The following is a 24414-nucleotide window of genomic DNA, read 5'->3' as shown; positions in this document are numbered from 1 at the left end:
AATCGTCCCCCATCGGACTGTCTAATACATTGTAGCCAATTCATCTTGGACATGCCGGATTTCCTGGGGCGATATGGATGAAACGCCTGTCTACTCGGCACCGTCGGCAGCTCCATCGCCGAAATCCGCCGGGCACGTGGATGATGCGGTGCTCTCCGATCTGGATGAACCTTTTAACATCATTCTCTTGAGGCTTATCGACGCCAAAGGATATTCCGACGTGGACGTATATAAACGAGCGAATATCAATCGCAAACTGTTCTCTAAAATTCGCTGTGGCGATGGCTATATGCCCAGCAAGAAAACGGTTCTGGCGCTGGCCATTGCCTTACGGCTGAATATTGACGAGACGCAAGATATATTGGCGTGCGCCGGGTATGCGCTGTCGCACAGCGTGAAATTCGATGTGATCGTGGAATTCTTCATCGTCCACGAGATGTTTGATGTATTCACTATTAACGAGATGTTGTTCCGATACGAGCAGCCGTTGCTTGGGCGATGATGCGGAGCGGTACGCTTGTCTCCTGACTTGCTGCCGATACGTGGTGTATTGTCGCTTGTCAAGCGACCTAGGACTGGTCCCATGATGCGAAGCTCATTGATATCGCCGGCAATCCGGCTGGCGAATGAGCGAAAGGATCCATCATGGGCAAGAACGACAATGGCAATAACGGCCGTACGGAACTGGTGTTCGTCGTCGACAGAAGCGGATCGATGGGAGGTCTGGAATCAGACACCATCGGTGGCTTCAACAGCATGCTGTCCAAGCAGCGAACAATTGCCGGCGAGTGCAGGGTAACGACCCTACTGTTCGATCATCGAATCGAAACCTTGCATAAGCACCTCAACATCCGCGAAGTGAACGATTTGACGAGCCGGGATTACTGGGTGCGCGGTAGCACTGCGTTGTTGGATGCGATTGGGCTGGCCATTGGCCGCATGATCGTGACGCAACGACATACTGCGGCAGCGTACCGTGCTCAACATGTGCTGTTTGTCATCATTACTGACGGGTATGAGAATGCGAGTCGTCGATATTCGTTGCATCAGATCAAGCAGATGATTACCCATGAGCGTGAACGCTATCATTGGGAGTTTGTGTTTCTGGGCGCGAACATCGACGCCGAACAGACGGCTGGTGATTTTGGTATCTCACCGCGATGCGCTACTGATTTTCATGCCGTTGGACAGGGAATCAAAGCCTCGTTTGAGGCCGTTGCCTGTGCCGCGACCGCCGCGTGCGGAGGTGCTGACCTTTGATGACCTCAACGCGCCGGACTTTCTTGGTGGTGTTCGTGATGACTATCGGTCTCGTCGTCGAATGAAGTGGTAAACGATGAACTGCAGTGCAGGTATTGCCAGTCACCAGTCGGTTGCGTACGTTATCGGCTGGTGACTGTACACGTTGTACTGTAGGGAACCATGAAAGTCGTATTGCAACGAGTATCCGAAGCGTCCGTGGGCGTGGTCAATGAATTGGGCGCGCTGGATCCCACGTTCGAGCCGCAGCAGATTGCCCCGGGATTCCTGATTCTGGTGGGCGTCACCGATGAGGACGGCGACAAGCAGATCGCCTGGTTGGCTCATAAGATTCTGAATCTCAGGGTGTTCGAGGATGCGCAGGGCAAGATGAACCGTTCGATTCAGGACATCGGCGGCGAGATTCTCTCCATCTCGCAGTTCACGCTGTTCGCCGACGTGCACAAGGGCAATCGCCCGAGCTTCATCAAGGCCGGCAAGCCCGAGCATGCCGATCTCATGTGGATCAAGTTCAACGAGGCGTTGCGCTCCGGGGGAGTGCCGGTGAAGGAAGGTCGTTTCGGCGCGCATATGCGGGTCGGACTGGTCAATGACGGGCCGGTGACCATCATCATCGATACCGAGCATGACATGCCTGACGGAACACGCTGAATTGCGATAATGATTTGACATCATATCCTGTTCCTTCCAATATGTTACTAAAGCGCTTTAGTCTTCTGCGGGCGATGGCGCATGTCGATATGTTTCCCATGAACGGGCAGCACAATGATGTGGCCGCACAAGCGGCAGAGATAAGGGGAGTGAACAGCAGATGTTCCTGAAACCTGAACAGCAACTGGAGCGGTGCAAGCGCATAGTGCGTCAGCGCGTGGACCCTCATATCCACCCATCGATCGCACAGCTTGCGGTGGAGTCCTTTGACATTCCCGGAGAGCCAATGCCCACTGACGAGTTCTTCGCGAAGCTCAATCGAGGGGACATCGACTTCAAGCCGTTTACGCTCGGCAGCGAATGGGGCACCACATGGGGCACGGTCTGGTTCCGCCTGACCGGTACTGTGCCGGCCGGCTACCCGAAAGGCAAACCGCTGGAGCTCATCCTCGACCTTGGCTGGTACCCGCACTCCTGCGGCGGCCATATCGAGGGCCTCGTCTACCGTGCCGACGGCACCGCCATCAAAGCTGTACACCCGCTCAACTATTGGGTGCCGTTCATGGATGCTGAAGGCAACGCGCAAGTGTCGGTCGCCGAAGACGGCAGCTTCACCCTGTACCTCGAAGCCGCCAGCAACCCGCTCCTGCTCGGTGTACCTCCGTTCGTTGAGACTGAACTGGGCGACCATGCCACCGGCAAGCCGGATGAGCCGTACGTATTCAAGTCCGCCGATCTGACCGAATTCGATGAACGCTACGAGAACTACTCCGTGGATCTTGACGTGGTCAGCTCCCTGATGGAACTCGCCGACAAGCAGTCGCCGCGCTACTGGCAGCTCGCGAAGGCGTTGCAGCGTTCGCTCAACGCCTACGACGAGCGCAACCCCGAATCCGTGGAAGCCGCGCGCGCAGCACTCGCCGGCGTACTGGCCAAGCCGGCCAACGCCTCGGCCATGAACGTCAGCGCCATCGGCCACGCACATATCGACTCCGCATGGCTGTGGCCGGTGCGCGAGACACGCCGCAAGGTGGCCCGCACCGTATCCAACGCATTGGCTCTGATGGACGCCGACCCCGACTTCAAATACGCGATGAGCTCCGCCCAGCAGTACGTCTGGCTGGAAGAGGATCATCCGGACATCTTCAATCGCATGAAACAGCGCATCGAAGGAGGTCGGTTCATCCCGGTCGGCGGCATGTGGGTGGAAGCCGATGGCATGCTGCCCGCCGGCGAATCGCTGATTCGCCAGATTGCATATGGCCGCAAATACTTCAAGGAACATCTCGGTGTGGAGCCCAAGGGCGTATGGCTGCCGGACAGCTTCGGCTACACCGGCGCATGGCCGCAGATCGCCCGCCGGGCCGGGTACGAATGGTTCCTCACGCAGAAGATCTCGTGGAACGATACCACCAAGTTCCCGCACCACTCGTTCATGTGGGAAGGCATCGACGGCTCGCGCATCTTCACCCACTTCCCGCCGGCGGATACTTATGCTGCTTGGTGCAAGGTTCAGGAACTCGACTACGCCGAGAAGAACTTCCAAGACAAGGATCTCGCCGACCGCTCGCTTCTGCTCTTCGGTTTCGGTGATGGCGGTGGCGGCCCCACGCGCAACATGATGGAGCACCTGCACCGCTACGAGAACCTCGAAGGCGTCTCCAAGGTGAGCATCGAAGAGCCGAACGACTTCTTCGACAAGGCGCATCGGCAGCTTGCAAAGAACGCCGGCCCGGAAATGCCCGTCTGGAAGGGCGAGCTGTACCTCGAACTGCACCGTGGCACCTTGACCTCGCAACAGGACATGAAACGCGGCTGCCGCCAAGAGGAATCGCTGTTGCGCACGGTCGAATACCTGGGCGCGGCCGCCACGTTGGCCGACCCGAACTATGACTATCCGCGCGAAGAACTGGACCGTATCTGGAAGACCCTGATGCTTAACCAGTTCCATGACGTGCTGCCGGGGTCATCCATCGCATGGGTGCACCGCGAAGCCCGCGAGGACTATCGCCGTGACCTGAAGCGTCTCGCTGAAATTGCCCAAGACATGTGCGCCGTGCTGCGCAAGGCCAACCCGCAGGCCGACTTGCTCGCCGAGGCCCGCATCAGCCAGTTCCGCAATGACGGCGCGTCTTGGCGTGCCAACCGCATCAACGAACCGACCGACGCGCTTTCCGTGCTGACTCAGACGCTGGACAACGGCCGTGTACTTCTGGCCAACGGCGTACTGTCCGTCACCATCGAGGCCGACGGTACGATTTCTTCGCTGTTTGATGAGGAGCATAACCATGAACTGGTCCCGGCCGGCACCCGACTGGGCCGATACGAGCTGTTGAAGGACGAGCCCGCCGTTTGGGATGCGTGGGAGATCGAACGCGAATCCCTGCTCATGGCGAATGCCGTGACCGGATCAATCGAGTCGGTGAATACCGAAAACGGTGCGGCACAGGTCCACATGCATACCGCCGACGGTGACACCGTCATTACCACCACCATCACGCTACGCCCCGGCTCGCACACGCTCGACTTCCATGCCGATATCGATTGGCACGAACGCGAGCGCTTCCTCAAGGTCGATCTGCCTCTGGGCATTGTGGCCGATCAGGCGACCTACGACTGCCAGTATGGTCTGGTCCGCCGCCCAATTGTCAAAAACACCGCATCCGACGAAGCCAAGTATGAGAGCAGCACGAACCGTTTCGCCATTATCGGTGATGCCGGTTACGCCGTGGCCGTCATCAACGGATCGGTATACGGGTCCGATGCCTCACCGATCGCCGGGAACGTTGCCGAAGGTCGTGACTCGGGCACTATGTTCCGACTGTCATTGCTCTCCGCACCGACCTTCCCCGACCCGCGCACCGATATCGGCTCGCACGAGTTCGACTGGTCCGTGGTGGCCGACGCCACGGTGGACCGTGCGCTTGACGCCGCCGGTGTGCTCAACGCACCGGTACTCCATGATGTGCCCGATATCACGCCGCTCGCCTCGATCGAGTCCGTCAATGGTACCGTGGTGCTGGACTGGATGAAGCTGGCCGATGATGGTTCCGGCGACCTGATCGTACGTGCCTATGAGGCGGCCGGCGGCCAGGCCGATGCCATGCTGCACGTCTGCCCGGCGCTTGCAGGCGCTTCGGTGCATGAGACCAATGTGCTGGAAGGCGACGATTTGGCCGCCGACCTTCCAGTCGCGCTGCAAGACGGTAGGCAGAACGCCGAAGGTGCCACGCTGCACTTTGGCCCGTTCCAGCTCGCCACCCTGCGCATCACGCGCTGAATTCCCATCTGATGCTTCTGCCTCCTCGAACCATGAGGAGGCAGAAACATGTCGTATTACGGTTTTCCAAATTACCACCACACCCATCATTTCCATCATTCCCACCAGACACAGCAAAGGAGAACCCTCCATGTTTCTTCTGCCCAATCAGCAGTTGGAGCGCTGCGACCGCGTCATGCAGCAGCGCGTCAAACCGCATATCCACACCACACTTGCCGCATGCACCTTGCGTTCGTTCCACAATCCTGGTGAACCGGTGCCCTCCAGCGAATTTCTAGCCAAAGTGCGCAACGGCCAAGTGCCCTTCGAACCTTTCCGCGTTCCCGGCGTCTGGGGCACCACATGGGGCACCACATGGTTCGAGGTGAACGGCCACATCGACATGGCGGCGGTCAAAGGACGAAAAGTCGAACTCATGGTAGACTTCGGCTGGCTCGATCACCGCGGCCCCGGATTCCAATCCGAGGGACTTGTCTATCGTGCCGACGGCACCGCCATCAAATCCGCGAACCCACGCAACCACTGGATTCCACTCGTCTACGCGGACGGCAGCAGCACCGTAGAACTCGATGAACATGGCGACTTCACCGTCTATATCGAAGCCGCCTCCAACCCATTCGTCGAAGGCCCCACCCCGTTCTCACCCACCGAACTCGGCGAAGAGGCCACCGGCACCTGTGACTTCCCATACACACTGAGTCGCATGGATATCACCATCTTCAACGAAGACGTGTTCGCCTATGACATGGACTTGGAAACCGTATCTTCCCTGATTCGCGAACTCAAAGACGACGACCCGCGCTACTGGCAGCTCGCCAAAGCGCTGCAACGCTCCTTGAACATCTACGATGAACGCGACTTGGAAACCGTGCCGGCAGCCCGTGCGGCGCTCGCCGGCGTGCTCGCCGAACCGGCTGCATCCAGCGCAATCAACCACATTGCCATCGGCCATGCGCATATCGACTCCGCATGGCTATGGCCGGTGCGCGAGACCCGCCGCAAAGTGGCCCGTACCGTATCCAACGTGCTGGCTTTAATGGACGAAGACCCGGACTTCACGTATGCGATGAGTTCCGCCCAACAGTACGCATGGCTGGAAGAGGAACATCCCGACCTGTTCGCACGAATGAAGCGGCGCATCGAAGAAGGCCGGTTCATCCCGGTCGGCGGCATGTGGGTGGAATCTGACAACATGATTCCTTCCGGCGAATCATTGGTGCGGCAGATCACGTTCGGCCGCCGATATTTCAAGGAGCATCTCGGCGTCACGCCGCGTGGCATCTGGCTACCGGACAGTTTCGGCTACACCGGCTCTTGGCCGCAGATCGCCCGTCGTGCAGGATTCGACTGGTTCCTCACGCAGAAGATCTCGTGGAACGACACCACCAAGTTCCCGCACCATTCGTTCATGTGGGAGGGCATCGATGGCACGCGTATTCTCACGCACTTCCCGCCCTCGGATACCTACTGCTCGTGGATGAGCATGCATGAGCTGATGTATTCGCAGCGCAACTTCCTGGACAAGGACCTCTCCCGTAACGCGATTCTGCTGTACGGCTTCGGCGATGGCGGTGGCGGTCCCACCCGTGAGATGACCGCGCGCATCCGCCGCGACCATGATCTCGCCGGCGTGCCGAAGATCGAATTCGGTACTCCCGACCAACTGTTCGACCGCGTGCGTAAGGATATCGTCGACGATGCGCAAGGAGAGACCCCGGTGTTCAAGGGCGAACTGTACCTTGAACTGCACCGTGCCACCCTCACCGCCCAGCAGGACATGAAGCGTGGCTGCCGCCAGGAGGAGTCGATGCTGCGCGTCGCTGAATACCTGTGCGCCGCGGCCCGCATCAAGAACCCGGACTATGTCTATCCGCGCGAAGAGCTGGACCGTATTTGGAAAACGCTGCTCCTGAACCAGTTCCACGACATTCTGCCCGGTTCGGCCATCGCATGGGTACACCGTCAGGCGCGGGTCGAATACGCGCGTGACGTCGCTCGGCTGAACGAGATCGCCCTTGAAGCCGGGCGCGCGATCGCAGCCGTGGAACCCGATGACGCAACCATAACCGACGCCGTAATCGCCCCATATTCCCGCCAAGCCTGTGAGGCGTGGGTGGTACGCCCGGCTTCGAGCCGAGCCGAAGCGGGAACCGCATCCATGGCTCGGGTCGCCGTTACCCATGACGGCGATGCGATTGTGCTCGACAACGGCCAACTGCACGTGCGCATTGAAGCCGACGGCACCGTTTCGTCAATCGTCGATCAGCGAGCCAATCGTGAACTGGTGCCAGCCGGCACCCGACTGGGCCGCTACGAAATGCTCAAAGACGAACCCTTCCACTGGGACGCCTGGGATATTCAACGCGATGCGTTCCTCACCGCCAACGCGCTCAGCGAGGCATCGATTACAAGCGTGGATGAAACCGCCAACGGTGGGGCCGTCGTGCATGCTGTCACTCGCGCGAAGGGCGTTGAAATTCGTACGGGCATTGCCTTAAGGCCGGGCTCCGCTACACTGGACTTCACCGCCGATGTGGACTGGCATGCCGTCGAACAGTTCCTCAAAGTGGATATGCCGGTCACCGTGCAAGCGGTGAACGCGCAATATGAATGCCAGTACGGCCTGGTCGAACGCCCGATCAATAAGAACACGCGCAGCGATGATGCCAAATTCGAAAGCTGCACACACCGCTTCGTACGTATCGCCGATGCCGACTATGCCGCCGCTGTGGTCAACGCCTCCACCTACGGCTCCGATGTCAGCCCCACCCACGCCGACGCGGCGCACGGCGCCGGCCGCGGCACCATGGTGCGACTGTCGCTGCTGTCCGCACCGCTGTACCCCGATCCACACACCGACCAAGGCACGCACTCCTTCGCATGGTCTCTGGTCGCTGACGCCGATATGAACGCAGTGCTGGACGAGGCGGCGCGACTCAACAGCCCTGTAATAGGGGAGTTGCCTGACTTGGCCCCGCTGGTCTCGCTCGCCGACGTCACCGGCGCCATCGTATTGGACTGGGTCAAGCTCGCCGATGACGGTTCCGACGATCTGATTGTGCGCCTGTACGAGGCCGCCGGTGGCAATGCCGCGGCCGCACTACGCCTTGACGCCGCTCTCGCCGATGCCAAGGCCAGCGTGCAGGAGGTGAATCTCATGGAGGAGCCGGAACTGGACACCGAATTGCCGCGCGCGCTCGCCGGCGACGAGCCGATGCCTGCCGACGGTGCGGTCGTCTCGTTGGCGCCGTTCCAGCTCGCCACGCTGCGTATTCGCTGATAAGGGATATTGGGCCTAGGCTCGATATTTTGGGTCGCGCCCAACCGTAACGGAACCGGAGCAGTCCGGCTCTGCCATACGGTTGGGCGTGGCCCATTGTTGTATGAGAAGAGGGGGGTGATCCCGTTGGGCAGATATCAATGCGACACGCGCGGATGAATTCGTTGCGTGCATGTTTCGATTGTGTTATAGTTTCACTAAACCGATTTAGTTAACAGATATGCGGTTGGCTGGAAACTAAAACGGTTTAGTCTCAGCGATGAGACCTCAATAATTGTGACTCTCAACAGACTAGCTTCATGTTGATTTGTTGAGGCATGGCGTGCAAGGGCCTCTCGTTCGCAAAAGGGCGAAGGGTTTTCTACGAAAAGAAAGAAGGAAACGGTATGTTTTCCATGAGAAAGACTATTGCTGTCGTTGGAGCAGGTTCTATGCTGTTCGCAGTGGCTGCTTGCGGTAATTCGACTTCCTCCAATAGCAATGAAATTTCTTTTCAGACTTGGAATCTGAAAAATGATACATATACCCCGTACTTCAACGATCTTATTGCCGCTTTCCAGAAAGAGAATCCAGGCGTCACGGTCAAGTGGATTGATCAGCCTGCCGACGGCTATACCGATAAAATCAATGCTGACGCAGCCGCTGGAACGCTGCCTGACGTTGTGGATATGAGCCCGACTGGTGCCTATAGCCTGGCCAAAGCTGGAGTGACTCTGAACCTGTCGCGGGAGGATCCAGATGCAGAATCCCAGTTCACTGCTTCATCGTGGGGTAATGTGACTTTTGAGGGCGATAATATCGAGGAAGGCGCTTATGCCTATCCTTGGTATCTCAATTCTGGTGTTCAGTACTACAACAAAGCCGTTCTTGAGCGGTGTGGAGTTGCTGATCTGCCTACTGACATGGATGAATGGTTCGATTCGGCCAAGACCATGGGCGAGAACTGCAACGGTTCCGTGAGCATGGTGGCTTCTGTGCCCACATTGGAGTCTTTTGGACAGTATGGCGTGCAATTGATGAATGATGACCAAACCGAGTTCACTTTTAACGACAAAAAGGGTGTTGAACTTGTTCAGCACTTTATCGATATGTACAACCAGAAAGCACTGTCCGCCGAAGCGCTGAATAATACTTGGACTGGTGAGGGCGACGCATTTAAGCAGGGCAGCGTGGCATCTCTGGCGGGTTCCGCCTATTCGGTTGCAGATTTTGAGGCTAATGCCCCGGAGCTGTATAAGAATCTTGGCGTTACCGAGCGATTGCTTGGTGAAGGCGGCAAGATGAATGTTGCCATGGAAACGCTGGTGGTCAGTAAGACCACTAAGAACAAGGGAATGGCCATGAAATTCGCTAAGTTCGTTACCAATAAGGAGAATCAGACCGAATTCTGCACTAAGTCCCACACTTTCCCGTCTGTTGCGGGTGCTATCGACGACGAAGCATTCAGCCCAACTGGTGATTCCTTGCAGGATCAGGCGGTTGCCCTTGCCTCCAAGGCGGTGAAAGACGATAACTGGTTCATTGCTCCTGGGCCGTTCTCCGAGAATGCCAAGACTGTTCTTCGTGAGCAGATTGCCCGTGCCATCCAAGGAGAGCAGACTGCGCAGGAAGCTCTTGATGCCGCAGTCAAGGTTGCCAATGAGGATTTGAAGTAATGACTTTGTCGATTACCGGCAAGAAGTCGCTGGCGGCCGGCAAGGCCGGCCGCCGTGGCGGCGCTTCCCATGAAACGGCATGGGAGGTGGATGACGCTCATCGTATCAAAGAAGGCAATGGCATAGCGGGCTGGCTGTTTGTGGTTCCTGCGTTGCTCATCGCGTTGACGTTTGTCATTGCCCCCTTTATCAATACGGTCCGTCTGTCGTTCACCGATGCTACTTTCTCCAATCCCGGTCATTTTGTCGGGCTGGAACAATACCAGAAGATGTTTTCGGATGAGTCTGTGCATATAGGCTTGCTGAATTCCTCTCTGTATGTGGTGTGCGTGGTTCCATGCATGGTGATACTGCCATTGATTCTTGCAGCACTGGTTTCCGGGAATTCCAAGATTCTTGCCTTTTTCCGTGCATCCTTCTACTTGCCGGTCGTAGTGTCCACCGTCATCGTCGGCCTGGTCTGGACCAACCTTCTGAGTCAGAAAGGCTTGGTGAATGCTTTGCTACAAGGTGCCGGCTTCATCAAAGCCGCTGTCCCGTTCCTCACGGATCGTTGGCTGCTGTTATTTAGCGCCATGCTTATCACGGTCTGGACAGGTCTCGGCTATTACATGATTATCTACTTGTCTGCATTGGCCAATATCGATCCCAGTCTGTATGAGGCTGCCGAATTGGATGGAGCTGGCGTGGTTCGTCGTTTCCTGCATGTCACCGTTCCGGGAGTGCGCTCCACCATGGTGTTGATCATGTTGCTGTCTTCCGCTGCCGCGTTCCGAGTGTTCAATGAGATTTATGTCTTGACAGGAGGCACTGGCGGCGTCGGCGGTAAGGACGTGACCATGACGATGCTGATTAAGAACTATGGCACTGGTTTGAATGCCAAGTACGGTTATGCCGGCGCGGTCAGCATGTTGGTATTCATAATCGTCGGCAGTCTGGTGGCTGTTGAGTTCTTCGTGCAGCGAAAGGTCGATAGCGATGAGAGGTAAAAAGTTCAACAAGGTCGTGCAATATGTGCTGTTGACCCTGTTCTTTCTCATTCTGATCGGGCCTCTGCTATGGCAACTGACTCTAGCGTTTAAGGGGAAAGGTGATGATATCTATGCCATCCCTCCGTATCTGGTGCCCAAGGATCCGACTATCGACAACTTTATCCAGGCGTTCAACACGATTCCGGTGTTGTCCTATTTCAAGAATTCTTTGATTGTCGCCGCCATTTCGGTGTGTGGCAATGTCATCGGAGCCACACTCGCTGGCTATTCACTGGCTCGCCTGAAGTTCAAGGGCAAGACGATCGTCGTACTGCTGATTTTCAGCGCAATGTTGATTCCTGGAGAGACCCTATTGATTTCCCAGTTCCTCATTGTCAAGACCGTAGGTTTGCAGAATACCCTTTTGGGTGCAGCTCTTCCTGGCCTTTGCAGTGCTATGAATGTGCTGCTTATGATGAATGCGTTCTCTGGTATTCCAGTTGAGTTGGAGGAAGCCGCCAAAGTCGATGGTGCCAGCATCTGGCAGCGTTTCTTTAATGTATGTCTGCCTCAGGTGAAAGGCACTATGACCGTCGTCATTATTTTTGCGTTCGTCGGTGCATGGAACGATTTCCTGTGGCCATTGATCATCCTTGGTGATGATTCGGTTTATACGTTGACTGTAGGCCTTAACAGGCTCAAGAACCAGTTTGTTTCTGATCCCCGTTTGATTGCGGCCGGCACGGTTATCGCACTTGTTCCCATTATCGTATTCTTCCTAATTTTCCAACGCTACTTCTTCCGTGGTGTAGAAGAGGGCGGCATCAAGGGCTGACCGAAAGGTATTCTTATGAAGTTTGGAGTAGATTACACTCCGTCCCATGGATGGTTTCATTCGTGGCTTGATCCCGACTGGACCAGTATCGACAACGATCTACGGCAGATCAAGGATTTAGGTATGGATCACGTGCGCATCTTTCCTGTGTGGCCGTACCTGCAGCCGAACCGGACATGGATTAATCGTAAGGGTGTGGCTGACGTGCGCCGCATGGTACATATAGCCGGTGAGCATGGGCTCGATGCCTATGTGGATGTGTTCCAGGGGCATTTGTCGAGCTTTGACTTCATTCCCAGTTGGCTCGTCACATGGCATAAAGGGAATATGTTCACTGATCCGAGTGCTGTGGAATCGGAACGTGAGTTGGTCTCGATTATGACCGATGAACTGTCCGAAGAGGATGCCTTCAAGGGATTGACGCTCGGCAATGAAGTCAACCAGTTGTCCGACCGGCCTCATCCGGCCAAGATGTCTGCCTCATCCGAGCAGATTGATACGTGGCTCGATGAGTTGCTATCGGCTGCCAAACGGGATGGCGTGCTTTCTTTGTACAGCGTCAACGATGGCGTTTGGTTCCTGGACGGGCATCCGTTCACACCGGTACAGTCTGCCACAAAAGGTGATTTGACCACCATTCACTCGTGGGTATTCAATGGTGTTGGACAAGGATATGGGGCGCGGAGTGAAGAATGCTACGCGTACGCATTGTACTTGGCTGAACTCGCCAAAGCCTTCGGGCCGGTCAACCGTCCAGTTTGGCTGCAGGAGATTGGTGCACCGGAGAATGTATTGTCCGCTGAAGACACACCGGAGTTCTGTCGCCGTGTGGTTACCAAAGCTCTTGATTGCCCGAATCTGTGGGGCATCACTTGGTGGTGCTCGCATGATGTGCCATCATATTTGGCCGATTTTCCGTCCCTTGAATATTCATTGGGTTTGTTCGATGAGAACGGTAAAGTCAAGCCGATTGGCCGCGTATATGGTGAGCTCGCGACACAATACCGTGATGCAAGGCCTGCCGAGGCGAAATCGGTGGCTATTGTAGTGGACGTGAATGGAACCGGTAACCCGATTAACCGTAGCACGCTGGGGCCGGGAGGGTCGGTCTGTGACCTGTGGATGAAGCTGGAAATCGCAGGCAAGCGACCGACTGTTGTCACGTCGACTGTTGCAGCCGATAACGGTGAACTCAGACGACGGGGAATTACCGAATTGCATTGGGATACGTCTCCTCATGCAGCGCGTTTCTATTCCGCTGTCTCCGACCCTGCATTCGAGTCTGTAGACTAAATCGGTCGTTGGTTCATTTTTGTTGGCCGGATGAGTGTGCCAACAGTTGGCGTCCATTTCGCTGTCGCAATATGATGAAATGTATGTTATCAGTTCATTGATGTGACAGAATTATACGAATAAGCCATACCGGATGTCCGATGTTCGATGTCAAGCTTCACAGAATGGAGGAATGTCATGAAATCCACCTCTAGTGGAGCAACTTCCAGTATGCAGCGGGTCAGTCTCAAAGATATAGCCGATGAGTTGGGAATTTCCCAGACTGCTGTTTCCTTTGCAATCAATGATCGTCCCGGAGTATCCGCTGAGACCAAGCGCAGGGTCAAGGAGGCTGCGGCGAAAATGGGGTGGCGTCCGATATATGCAGCGCAGGCATTGGGCTCCTCGAAAACCATGACTGTGGGATTCGCTCCATCTCGTTCTGTGCAGGGGCTTAAAGAAGAGACGTTCATGCTGCATTTCATGGCAGGCGCTCATGAGTCATTAAGTCGCCAACGGTATGGCTTGCTGTATCGTCCTTGCTCTTCCACTAAAGAGGAGCTGGATGTATACCGTGATTGGGCGTCTCGGAAACGGGTGGATGGCGTAATTCTGGTGGATCTCAAGGCTGATGATCCTAGACCGAAATTGCTTGCTGAATTAGGCTTGCCTGCTGTACTCGCTGGCGGTCCCGACCCAAGCAATCTGGTACCGTCTTTGTCGATTGATGATTCGAAGACCATGGGAACGATTCTTGATCATCTGTTGTCACGGGGATATAGGCGAATCGCATATATATCCGGCGATCCGATGTTGGATTATTCTCGTGATCGAGAAATGTCATTTCGGAAATTTGCCGAGATTAACAACCTTGAATTCTCATCCGTGTCGTTCACGAATTTTGATCCGAATGCGGCGGTGGGCGAGACATTGCGATTGTTGGGGGAGCTTGCTGCGCCCACAGCGTTCATCTACGAGAATGAAATTCTTGCGGCCGCCAGTCTACATGCGCTTGCTGCGGACTGTTTGAACCGCGATCGTAAAGGTAGTGATGGAGATAAACGTCTATATCCATATAGTATTCCCGCAATCGTGAGTTTCGAAGACAGTTTTGTATGCGAGGCGGTTTACCCCTCGATTACATCCGTGCATCGTGATGCTGGCGTATATGGCACTAAAGTGGCTAACCTGCTGCTCAAGGTGCTTGCTGGGGAGCCGGTGAGCGGAAATCGTAAGATACTTACCCCGAAATTGATTGTACGTGACAGCACCAGTTTGGCGTGAGCCGGCTATGTCCTTCGTCCTGTTGAGTGGGACGAAGGACGTTTGACTTGTCCAATCCGTCAATCAGCGTAATCATTAAGGTGCGTTCGCATGCCCGGAAACGAAATTTACGATATTCCAGGACAGCATGGTCTGACAATTATTCCGACCCCAATTAGGTTGGATGCGATGGAAGGTCGTGTACTGCGATTGCATGAGGTCGAGATTGCTCTATGTTGTGCACCGAGTCACGCCGCAATATCATCGTTGCCCAGCTGAAAGATGAGTTTCACAGGCGAGGTGTTGCATCATATTCGACTATCCGAGATGATGGATAAGGGGCTGCGGACGTTTTCTTGGAGACCGAACGGAAAGATTTTCGTATGTCCGGTCTTGAGGAACGAGAGCGTGCGGTGGAGTTGTATTTCACCACGCCGATGACGACGGCCCAGGTGGTGGAGCATCTGGGTTATCCGACCAGGCAGTGTCTGGAGCGTTGGCTGGCGATGGATTCCCGGTATGCTGGCCATATGGCCAAACCCATCATCCCACTGGAGACCAGGCGAAGGGCAGTCGAGCTGGTGCTGGGCGGCATGCAGCAGAAGCAGGCCGCCAAACAGCTCGGCGTGAGCGTCGGCGCGGTGCATGGCTGGGTCAGGGCGTACCGCAAGGGCGGCATGGCCGCGTTGCAGCCCAAAAACAGGAACTCCGCGCAGGGCAATAAGCCCGCGGACTCCCGTCGCTGGCCGTCCGCAGCCGATGATGATGACGCGGAGGCTTTGCGCCGCAGGGTCGAGGAACCGGAGCTGGAGAACGCGTTGATGCGGGAGGTGGTGGAGGCTCGCAGAAAAAGACCCCGGCGCCGACCTGCGGCGCCTGTCGAACAGGGAGAAGACCCTGTTGATCGACCGGTTGAGGCCGGCGTATTCGCCCGGCTCGATGACATGCTTGCTCGCCATCGCGCCCAGCAGCTACCACTACCACCACGCCCGGCTCGGCGTTGACAAGTACGCCGGACTCAGGGCAGAGGTGGCCGGGGCGTTCGCCGATTCCAAGGGCAGGTACGGGTACCGCAGGATCAAGGCGGTGCTCAAGACCGGCGTATCGGAGAAGGTGGTCCGCAGGATCATGGCGGAGGAAGGGCTCGTGGCGCACGCGCCCAAGCGACGCAGGTATAGTTCCTACGAGGGCGAGACGACGCCGGCTCCCGCCAATCTCGTCGACCGGGACTTCACGGCCGAGCGTCCGAACGAGAAGTGGCTGACGGACATCAGCGAGATCAAGGCCAGGGACGGGAAGGTGTACCTCTCGCCGATGATCGACTGCTTCGATGGCAAGATCGTCGCATACACCGCCGGCTTCAGCCCCAACGCGGAGCTGGCCAACCGGATGCTGGAGAAAGCGGCCTCGACGCTGCCAGGGAACGCGCGTCCCCTGGTGCATTCCGACCGTGGATGCCATTACCGGTGGCCCGGATGGCTCGGGCTCATGGAACGCTTCGGGCTGACGCGCTCCATGAGCGCGAAGGGCTGTTCGCCGGACAACGCGGCCGCGGAGGGATTCTTCGGCAGGATGAAGACCGAGGCGGTCTACCCCGAGAAGTGGGAGGAACACACCCGCAACGAGGTGCTCGCCTTGGTCGATGAGTACATACGCTGGTACAACCACGAGCGCATCAAACAGTCGCTTGGTTGGATGAGCCCGGTACAATACCGTCAAAGCCAAGGAATGGCTGCGTGATTATCTCCAAGAAAATGTCCGCAGCCCCTTATCACTTATCGCCGATTATTCTGCGTTCTTCACGGCCGTCGCAATGGACACAGCCGGGTCAAGGAACGGAATCAACGTGGACTGGAACGCATGGTAGAGATCGGACTTGCCCGGCCAGACCGTGCCGATCACGCGATTGTCGCCGTCAAGCTGGTGGAACCATGATCCGCCTTCGTGGTCGATGACGTGCTCGTCGACGTAGCGGGCGAATGTGGCGTACCAGTCGGCGTATCGTTCCTCGCCGGTGGCAGCGTGCAGCGTGGCGGCGGTGTTCAACGATTCGGCGGCCGTCCAATGCATGCGGTCGGTGACCACCGGTGTGCCGTTCCAGTCGGTCGTATAGACGAGCCCCTCCGCGCCGTCCGCATTCCACGCATCGTCCACCGCCCGCGCAAACAGGTGCTCGGCGGCGTCGATGTAGGGCCGCGCGCCGTCTCGGTTGGCGAAGGAGCTCAGCGCCCACTGCACGATGAGGCGCGCCCATTCGATGCCATGGCCCGGCGTGGCGCCATACGGTTTGAACTGGTCGTCCTTCTTGTCGGCGTTGCATTCGAGGTCCAACGACCAGTCGGATTTGAAATGCTCGGGGATGCGCCACCGGTTGTGTGCCGCCCATTCGATGACGTGGTCGATGATGCGGCCGGCGCGGACGCGATAGGTGTTGTTCCCGGTGGCGTCGGCCACGGCCAGGAACGCCTCGGTGGTGTGCATGTTGGCGTTCAGGCCCCGATAGGGGTCGAGTGCGGTGAATGCCGTGTTCCAGGTATCGACGGCCAAACCGATTTCGTCATCCCAGAAATGCTTGTCATACGTGGCAAGCGCCTCGTCAAGCAGTTCCTTGGCACCCGGACGTCCGGCCAGCAGGGCAGAGGATGCGGCGAGTATCACGAAGGCATGCGCATAGCAGACCTTGCCCGGAGCATGGGTGCCGTCCGCGAACACCTGCGGATACCAGCCGCCGTGCTCGTCATCGTGCAGAATGCCGGTCAATCCCCTGAGCGCCGCGTCGGCCAGCTCGCCCGCACCCGGGTATCCGAGCATGGCGCCAATCGAGTACACATGGGCCATACGGCTGGTGATCCACGTTTCGACGCCGTGTGAGGGGTCGAGGGTGCCGTCGGCGTTCAGCCAGCCGGAACCGCCATCCGGCGCTGGGAAGCCTTTGCCGAACTTCAGCAGCTCGTAGGTTTCGGAAGCCATGAAAATGCGGTTGGCTTCGGTGCCGAGCGTATAACGTGGGTTATTGGTCATAATGATTGTTCCTTTCCTTAATGAGAACATGCGGTGGGTGCGCGATGAGCATGCGGCGGACACGTCTTAGTGCTTCACGTGAATGTCGAAATAGTCCATGACCAGTTCGCAGAACATCATATTCGACCAGCTGAACCATTCGCGCGTGTACTTGGTCGGATCGTCCACGTCGATGCCTTCGTGCATGAGATGTGTACCGGCGTCGGTGGTTACAAGACGGTCGAGGATATGCGCCTTGAAGTCCTTGTTGTCACTGGTCATCGCCTCGATAGACAGGGCGATGGGCCACACATAGTGCGGCGGGGTGTGCGGTGAGCCGATGCCCTTGAGATACTCGCCCTCGTAATAGTACGGGTTTTCGTCGCTGAGCAGCGTGCGTCGGGTCGCCAGATAGGTCGGATCGTCCGGTGCACAGTATCCCAAGTAAGGGGCCGCCATCAAGGAGGGCACATTGCTGTCGTCCATGACATTGACGTGACCCAGGCCGTCGGTCTCGAACGCGTAAATCGTCTCTCCATTGCGGTTCGTCGTCTTGGCGTGGTTTTCGATGCCTTCGGTGATGGTGCGGCGCAGCTCGCCGGCGCGTGCGGCGATATCGGCATCATCCAGAATCTCACCGCCGAAGATGCGTTCCAGATAGCCCATCACCACGGCGGCGAACATGTTCGAGGGCACCAAATAGTGGTAGGTGCAGGCGTCGTCGCTGGGGCGGAAGCCGGACCAGGTCATGCCAGTGTACGCCACCGGCAACCCCTTGCCATCGTTGCTCAACGATTCGGTGGGAATGTCCGTGTCGCGGATGAAGAAATACGGGGAGTTCTCGTGATGCTGTTCGGTCTCGAAGACGTCAAGAATCTTCTTGACGCCGGCAATGAATTCGTCATTGAAATGATCGGTGTTGCCGGTGTTCGCATACAGCATCCAAGCCAGCTGAATGGGGTAGCACAGCGAGTCCACCTCGTACTTGCGCTCCCAAAGCCAGGGACTGGAGAAGTCGGACTGATCATCCTTGTCCCAGGAAGCGCCGTTCGGCTCCTCGTTGAAGGCGTTCGCATACGGGTCGATGGTGATGTAGCGGAACTGCTGCCGCACCAGACCGGCGATCAGGCTCGCAATGTCGCCGTCTTCGGCGGCAAGGGCCAGATATGGGCGCAATTGTGCGGTCGAATCACGCAGCCACATGGCCGGGATATCGCCGGTGAGCAGGAATGTGGTGCCGTCGTCATGCCGTTTGACCGTGGTGGTCAGGGTGTTGGCAAAGCAGGCGTTGAAGTTCTCGGCCCAGGCGGCGTGTTCGGTGCCGCACAGGTCCGTGATGTGCTGCATGAAATCCGAGACCGACTTCGGTATCGCGGTGGTCGTCATAATTCAACTTCTTTGTTTGAGGGGTATACATATCAAGGGAACAGCATTATTCTAAACCGCTTTAGTTGAAGACACGCGAAAGGATGTGAAGAGCGTGGTTCTGAGTGCACCAGGAGACGATGCTTCCGTCCGCGTCCTTGCAGGCGACGACGCATCCCCATTCCCGTCTTTTCCTGTCTCCATTGGCCATCGGTCATTTTGTCTTTCTCTATTTCTTGAAAACCATTAGAAGAAAGCATGATTACTTATGCCGGAGATTTTGAATAAGGTGCTATCCTTCGGCCGCGGGGATTCTATCTTTCGGGAAAATCGGGATTGTTCAGGGCTCTTGGAGTGGTTTTGACTGGAATTTCAACAATCTTCAGTGATCTGTTTCCTGATGTCACATCCCAAAGAAGAAGCATCATGCGCATGTCACCTTCGGAGGTGCGCATGATAACTGTAGTCATACGTCCAAGTTTCGCATTGCCCCACGTCATTCGCCGATGGCGTTGATATCAGTGCCGGCGCTGCTGCTTGTGCTCGAGCTGGAGGATTTGGACTTGGAACTGCCGGTGCTGTTGCCGGATGAGCTGTTGGAGCCTGTCGAACTGTTGCCGGAACCCGTTGAGCTGGAACCGGTAGTGCCCGAATTCGTTGAAGACCCCGATCCGTGGGAGGCATCTGAGCCGGTCGAGTTCGAGCCGGAGTTTCCGCCGGTTCCTGAATTGGTGTTGCCGTTGGTCTCCGTGCCGCTGTTGGTGCCGGATTCGGTATTCGTGTTGCCGGAGCCAGTACCGGTGGAGCCGGACGAATCGGTGGAACCAGACGAACTATCGGAGTTGGACGACCCTGAGGGAGCGGAGTCGTTCTCGGTCGTGGTGCCGTTGCTCTTCGGTGTATTGGTGTTGTCCGTTGGCGTGTGCTGGGGAGTCGATGGGGACTCGGTTTGCTCGGGCGAAGGCGTGGTGACTGTGGGGGAGATCCAGTCGCGCACCACGCTGTCCGTGCCGTTGCCTTGGGTGATGAGCAGCACGATGCCGGCTGTTACGGCAACGGCCAACAGGCCGGATACCGCGGTTACGATAACAGCTGTGCGCTTGGGATTGCGGCGTGATGCGCGCAGTTCCTTGACGGAATACGTGTGGCGCGAACGCTGTGCAGTCGGGCGAGAAACAACCTCGCGAGGTGTGCGACGGCCTGCAGCTGGTGCAGAGGCGGTGCCGAGGCCGGTGGTCGCTTCACGTGTAGCGGGTGTGGAAGCGGTGCCGAGGCTGGTAGTAGTTTCACCTGCCGCGGCTGCAGCAACCATGGTGTTTTCGGGATTTTCGCTGGCTGCCGCTTCAACCCGCGCGGGTCGATCGATATCGTCGCTCTGTTGGGCATCCGCCGCATCGCCGGAGGCTGCAGGAAGTTTCGTTTCAGATGTGGGTGAGGAATCATTGCTACCGGCATCCGATTCGCCGTGCTCGGCGGCGTCATCATCCGTGGAACCGACGCTCTGAAGCTTTTCCCCAGAAGCCTGCAACACGTTTTGGTAGATGTTGGTGGCGACTGCGGACACGATGTAGCTGGCCGCGGCGCCAATCACCGAACCTGCGATGCCGATCTTCGACGCCAACAGGAATGAGGTGACGGCAGCAAGGGCTCCGGCCACGATCGAGGAAATGGAAAGACCTTCGAAAAACTTCTTCACGCATACGACGGTAGATGTCTGTGCTTGAAGGTTGCTGAAGGCCCTCTGAAAGTGACGAAATGCTTACAAGTGCCCTGCAAAACCTTCACATAGAGCCTATACGCGTTGCGTATTGTGGCGCTATATGGCCGGTTTCGTCATAGGCTCAACCGGCACAACACGATTGAACGACTATGCCCACACGAAGCTATCGGTGCCGGCCGCCAATTCGAAATGCAGCTTGGCGATACCCAGTCCGATTTCCGGCTGTACGCCTTCCAATGCTTCGGCCCTTACCGTGCGGCCGTCCGCGAGCAGCGTGAAACGGAACGGCTGCTTGCCCAACGCGCTGGGCGCGAGCATCGAAGCCTCAACGCCCCGCTTGAACCAGTCGGGTGCATTCGCGTAATCGCCGGTTTCTACGGCTCCCAGTTCCTTAGCCGGTTTGCTGCGATGCGGCCGGCCGGGGCGGTTGCCATGCCCGAGCGCAATGGCGGCGGGCATACGTTCCCCTTCGGCGAGCGTCCACGCGCCGTCATGATCAGCGGTCTCATGCAGTACCACCCATGAGGTGTCGAGTCCAAGAGAGACGGCAGTCAATGCCAGCAATTGCCCGGCATGCCCGACCTTCTCGTCCAGTATGGCCTCATTGCTAGGCGAGTCAGTACCAATCAGCGCAATAAGATTGTGGACATTCTTGAACCGGCCATAGTGGGTCGGGCAGCCCCCGAATGCGTCATCGACATCATGGATGAGTTGAATATCGAGTCCTTGCTTGGCGTTGGCGGCGGCAATGGCCTCATCAAGGGTATTTACCTGTTCCGCGGTGAGCGGTTCGTCGTTGTAATCGCGCACGGCATGGCGTTTCTGCATGGACTCAAGCAGATTCATGCTGATTTCCTCCTCATGATGACGGCGACACAACACGCCGCAAACGTCACCATGATAGTGACGGCATTGGGCAATTAGTTACGATGCAGCGAATATTTGGTCGGTTTGATGACCGACATCAGCACGGCGGCGAAAATCAGCGCAAAACCGACCAACGAACTCCATAGGATGCGCTCGCCCCAGAACAGTGCGGAGAACGATACGGCAAACAGGCTCTCCGTGCACATGATGATTGACGCTTGCGATGCCGGCACGTGGGCCAGGCCGATATTTTGCATGATTTGCGCGCTCATCGTGGCACCAAGGAACAGATACAACACGCTGGCCACCACCGGAGGTGCCAGCCATCCTGCATCAGGCGCGGGTTCGGTGGCCAACGCGCCGATAAAGAACAGGATTCCGGCCACGCTAAATTGCACGAAGGTGACGGCAATCGGATCAAAACGCTTGGTATAGACGCCCAGACAGGTCAGGTTGAAGGAGAAAATAACCGCCGTGGCGATGGTAAGCCAGTCGCCGGAACTCAAGGAGAGCGAGCCTCCCGGCTTCAACGACACGAAACCAACGCCGGTCAGGCAGATCACGCCGGCGACCAGATTGATGGCTCTCGGCTTGGTTTTGGAGATAATCCATGTGGCGAATGGGGTAATGACGCAATAGGCAGCCGTCAGAAAAGCGCTGCGACCCGGTTCTATGGTCTGCAATCCAATGGTCTGCGTGATCATCGTGCCCCAATAGGTCAGCCCGACCACCAGCGCCGGCACGATGATCTTTGGCGTCAGGTATGGCACGATGTGCTTGTGGAATAAAGCCAGCATGCACATGCAGGCGCCGAACATGCGAAGGGCCATCAGCCATTGCGCCGGGATCGCCGTCATGGCGAATTTGGCGAGCAGATAGCTGCCTCCCCACAGCGCAGCGCAGGCCAGCAACATCAGACGGGCGAGATTCGGCGGAAAACTACGTGACCAACGACTACGCAGCCGGTTGCAGCGCTCGACCAAACCCATCACACACTCACCTTAGAAAAACGGAAAACTTGTGGCTCTCTCGACTCTCAGATTACGGGAACTACCAGTCAGAAAAGAGGATTCTGCGAGCCTTGCGCTCCGGCGGTGAACGGCGAATGAAAGCAGTGCGAAGGTGAGGTTGCTCACAGCGAACATCCGTGCCGGCAGCGAAGAAAACCACTATCCTTAAGAGTGGAACAACACGTCGTACTCATACCCATGAAAGGATTCGACATGGCAGTTATCACTCCGGAAATCCAGGAATTCATCAAGAACAACCTCGGTTGGATCACCACCATCTCCAAGGACGGCGAACTAGATCTCGGCCCGAAGATGTCCCTGTTCGTGCTGGACGACACCCACATTGCCTACCACGAGCGCACCGCCGGCCAGCACTACGAGAACCTCAAGAACGGCTCCCCGCTGGTCATCGCCTTCGCCAACCTCGAGAAGAAGCAGGGCTACCGCTTCCGTGGCAACGTGGTGCTGCACGTTGACGACGATATCTACAACGAGCAGGTCAAGGTCGCCGAAGAAAAGGGCACCAAGAAGCCGGCCGTGATTCCGGTGCTCGAAGTCACCGAAATTCAGAACCTGGCTTCCGGTCCGACCGCCGGCAAGACCATCGCCAAGGACTGATTGGTTCCTTCCGCTGGGGCAGACTACACCTGTTCTCTCTCAGTCTCGCTTCGCGAGCTAGCTCCCTCATCAGAGGGAGCTTTATTGTTTCTGGGTGCGTAGGACGAGGTGCCGGCCTTGCGCATCCGTGGTGGCAAACAGATAGGTGTGGCCGCCGTCCTTGAGTTTGAGTTTGTTGCGCAATTGCGTCACGGAAAGCGGGAAGTTGCGCACGGCGATATTCGCATGCGTAAGTCCGGCCAAAGCCTGCTTCAGCTCCCGTTTGTTCATCGTGGCGATTGATTCGATGGCGAACGATCGTCCGGGGAATCCATCAACGGGTTTTGCTGATACGAAGAGATGACTGTTCGGTCCAATCGGGTGAACGTCGAATCGTTGGCTGATCACAGCGAAACAACCGGCCTTCATGATGGAGGCATTGGGCTCATAAAGATACTGCCAACGGTCGGCTCCGATAGCACCTGTGCGAGTGCCGGCCAATGGCTCTTCGCCATCACTGCTGGCATGCGCAATACCGTCGGCATCCTCGGTACTACCATGGTTCGCCTCATATTCCAATATTTGCTCATCGTTGACGCATACCACGCGAGGCGCCGCGCAGCGTTCGCGCTCCATCACGAGCAGCAGTTCCTTGCATTCGTTGCCGGTGGAGATGATATGCACCTCGTGCACCGCGCCCGCAAAATCATTGACGGTCTTATGCCAATCAAGCATGGGGGAGAGCTTGACCATGACGAGGGGAGCCTTGACAAGCAACAAGTCCTGCAAGGCCAGTACATCAGGCGTGCAGTCGGCAATCGCATACGTGCGTGAGCCGTGATCGTCACGGCGCGCCGGATCTAGAAAAATCATGGAAACCGGGGCAAGATGCCTCAACACCGCCGTGGAATCGTCATTGATGACCTCGGCGTGAGCAAGCGCAAGCAGCGGAAAATTATGACGGGCGATATCGCAAAGATTGGATTGCCGCTCCACATAGGTGGCATGGTCGAACACCCGAGCCATATACGAGAAATCAACGCCGAACCCACCGGTAAGGTCAACCAGAGAAGTCGAGTCGGATGCATCAGCATCAGCGAGCTGGTTTTCCAGCAAATGTTGGGCGAGCCGAGCCTTGTACTGGGCAGTGAACTGTGAAGAACACTGTTCCATAGGCACTTGCGGAGGGAAAATCAGGCCATCGCAAGCCGCCCAATCAGGCAATTTCACCGAAGCGCGTTGCCAGCCAGCTATTTGCTCCAAGGCAAACGACAGATCAATGCCATCGCCACGTTTGGCATGCAAAGCCACATCGCGCACATCCTCACAGCGATGCTTGGCGATAAACGCCCAGGTCGACTCAGAAATCTCCATGCGGCCATTCTAGG

The 24414-nt window shown here is 57.0% G+C and carries 20 protein-coding genes; 13 read left to right on the top strand and 7 right to left on the bottom strand.

Annotated elements, in window-relative coordinates; translation table 11 throughout:
* The first annotated feature begins 73 nt into the window (after positions 1–73).
* The 12 genes from BBBR_RS05585 (at position 74) to BBBR_RS11115 (ending at position 16207) form a co-directional block, all read left to right on the top strand.
* Positions 74–502, top strand: coding sequence for a transcriptional regulator (locus BBBR_RS05585; RefSeq protein ID WP_003829563.1), 429 nt, complete (start codon positions 74–76; stop codon positions 500–502).
* 143 nt (positions 503–645) lie between these two features.
* Entirely contained in the window at positions 646–1260 is a 615-nt protein-coding gene (locus BBBR_RS05580; RefSeq protein ID WP_003829562.1) for a vWA domain-containing protein, read from the top strand.
* A 162-nt stretch (positions 1261–1422) separates the two neighbouring features.
* Positions 1423–1911 (top strand): D-aminoacyl-tRNA deacylase, encoded by a 489-nt coding sequence (gene dtd, locus BBBR_RS05575; protein WP_003829561.1) that lies wholly within the window; start codon positions 1423–1425, stop codon positions 1909–1911.
* A gap of 160 nt (positions 1912–2071) precedes the next feature.
* Complete coding sequence (locus BBBR_RS05570; RefSeq protein WP_003829560.1) at positions 2072–5191, top strand: alpha-mannosidase; 3120 nt, start codon at positions 2072–2074, stop codon at positions 5189–5191.
* A gap of 130 nt (positions 5192–5321) precedes the next feature.
* On the top strand, positions 5322–8471 hold the full coding sequence (locus BBBR_RS05565) for an alpha-mannosidase (RefSeq protein WP_003829559.1): 3150 nt from the start codon (positions 5322–5324) through the stop codon (positions 8469–8471).
* Between the two features lie 395 nt (positions 8472–8866).
* Positions 8867–10126 carry an ABC transporter substrate-binding protein gene (locus tag BBBR_RS05560; protein ID WP_225851457.1) on the top strand — a complete coding sequence of 420 codons (1260 nt, stop codon included), beginning with the start codon at positions 8867–8869 and terminating at the stop codon, positions 10124–10126.
* Positions 10126–11115 carry a carbohydrate ABC transporter permease gene (locus BBBR_RS05555; protein ID WP_003829557.1) on the top strand — a complete coding sequence of 330 codons (990 nt, stop codon included), beginning with the start codon at positions 10126–10128 and terminating at the stop codon, positions 11113–11115. Before BBBR_RS05560 ends, BBBR_RS05555 begins: the two co-directional genes overlap by 1 nt.
* Complete coding sequence (locus BBBR_RS05550; RefSeq protein ID WP_003829556.1) at positions 11105–11932, top strand: carbohydrate ABC transporter permease; 828 nt, start codon at positions 11105–11107, stop codon at positions 11930–11932. Before BBBR_RS05555 ends, BBBR_RS05550 begins: the two co-directional genes overlap by 11 nt.
* A gap of 15 nt (positions 11933–11947) precedes the next feature.
* Complete coding sequence (locus tag BBBR_RS05545) at positions 11948–13225, top strand: glycoside hydrolase 5 family protein (protein WP_003829555.1); 1278 nt, start codon at positions 11948–11950, stop codon at positions 13223–13225.
* A gap of 210 nt (positions 13226–13435) precedes the next feature.
* The gene (locus BBBR_RS05540) at positions 13436–14488 is read left to right on the top strand and encodes a LacI family DNA-binding transcriptional regulator (protein ID WP_003829554.1); all 1053 of its coding nucleotides are present in this window, start codon (positions 13436–13438) and stop codon (positions 14486–14488) included.
* A gap of 362 nt (positions 14489–14850) precedes the next feature.
* Positions 14851–15471, top strand: a complete 621-nt coding sequence (locus tag BBBR_RS11120; RefSeq protein WP_003829553.1) for a helix-turn-helix domain-containing protein — start codon at positions 14851–14853, stop codon at positions 15469–15471.
* Positions 15368–16207, top strand: coding sequence for an IS3 family transposase (locus tag BBBR_RS11115; protein ID WP_308755220.1), 840 nt, complete (start codon positions 15368–15370; stop codon positions 16205–16207). Before BBBR_RS11120 ends, BBBR_RS11115 begins: the two co-directional genes overlap by 104 nt.
* Before the next feature lie 45 nt (positions 16208–16252).
* On the opposite strand, the gene BBBR_RS05525 is transcribed toward BBBR_RS11115, so the two are convergent.
* The 6 genes from BBBR_RS05525 to BBBR_RS05505 form a co-directional block, all read right to left on the bottom strand.
* On the bottom strand, positions 16253–17488 hold the full coding sequence (locus BBBR_RS05525; RefSeq protein ID WP_032738196.1) for an AGE family epimerase/isomerase: 1236 nt from the start codon (positions 17486–17488) through the stop codon (positions 16253–16255).
* Between the two features lie 66 nt (positions 17489–17554).
* Positions 17555–18853, bottom strand: a complete 1299-nt coding sequence (locus tag BBBR_RS05520) for a glycoside hydrolase family 125 protein (RefSeq protein ID WP_003829550.1) — start codon at positions 18851–18853, stop codon at positions 17555–17557.
* A gap of 293 nt (positions 18854–19146) precedes the next feature.
* Positions 19147–19302, bottom strand: coding sequence for a hypothetical protein (locus tag BBBR_RS10900; protein ID WP_003829548.1), 156 nt, complete (start codon positions 19300–19302; stop codon positions 19147–19149).
* Positions 19303–19328: 26 nt separating this feature from the next.
* A complete protein-coding gene (locus BBBR_RS05515; RefSeq protein WP_003829547.1) occupies positions 19329–20528 on the bottom strand; it encodes a hypothetical protein in 1200 nt (399 codons plus the stop codon).
* A 171-nt stretch (positions 20529–20699) separates the two neighbouring features.
* Complete coding sequence (locus tag BBBR_RS05510) at positions 20700–21398, bottom strand: nitroreductase family protein (RefSeq protein WP_015438880.1); 699 nt, start codon at positions 21396–21398, stop codon at positions 20700–20702.
* Between the two features lie 74 nt (positions 21399–21472).
* Complete coding sequence (locus BBBR_RS05505) at positions 21473–22408, bottom strand: DMT family transporter (RefSeq protein ID WP_032738195.1); 936 nt, start codon at positions 22406–22408, stop codon at positions 21473–21475.
* A 234-nt stretch (positions 22409–22642) separates the two neighbouring features.
* Here BBBR_RS05505 and BBBR_RS05500 point away from each other — a divergent pair, with 234 nt between their 5' ends.
* Positions 22643–23047, top strand: coding sequence for a pyridoxamine 5'-phosphate oxidase family protein (locus BBBR_RS05500; RefSeq protein WP_029575532.1), 405 nt, complete (start codon positions 22643–22645; stop codon positions 23045–23047).
* 81 nt (positions 23048–23128) lie between these two features.
* Here BBBR_RS05500 and BBBR_RS05495 read toward each other — a convergent pair whose 3' ends face one another.
* Entirely contained in the window at positions 23129–24400 is a 1272-nt protein-coding gene (locus BBBR_RS05495; protein WP_003829542.1) for a THUMP-like domain-containing protein, read from the bottom strand.
* Positions 24401–24414: the final 14 nt, after the last annotated feature.

The organism is Bifidobacterium breve DSM 20213 = JCM 1192 (assembly GCF_001025175.1).
GTDB lineage: Bacteria > Actinomycetota > Actinomycetes > Actinomycetales > Bifidobacteriaceae > Bifidobacterium > Bifidobacterium breve.
Note: the sequence above shows the minus strand (reverse complement) of the source record. Positions and strands in the feature narration are given on the sequence as shown.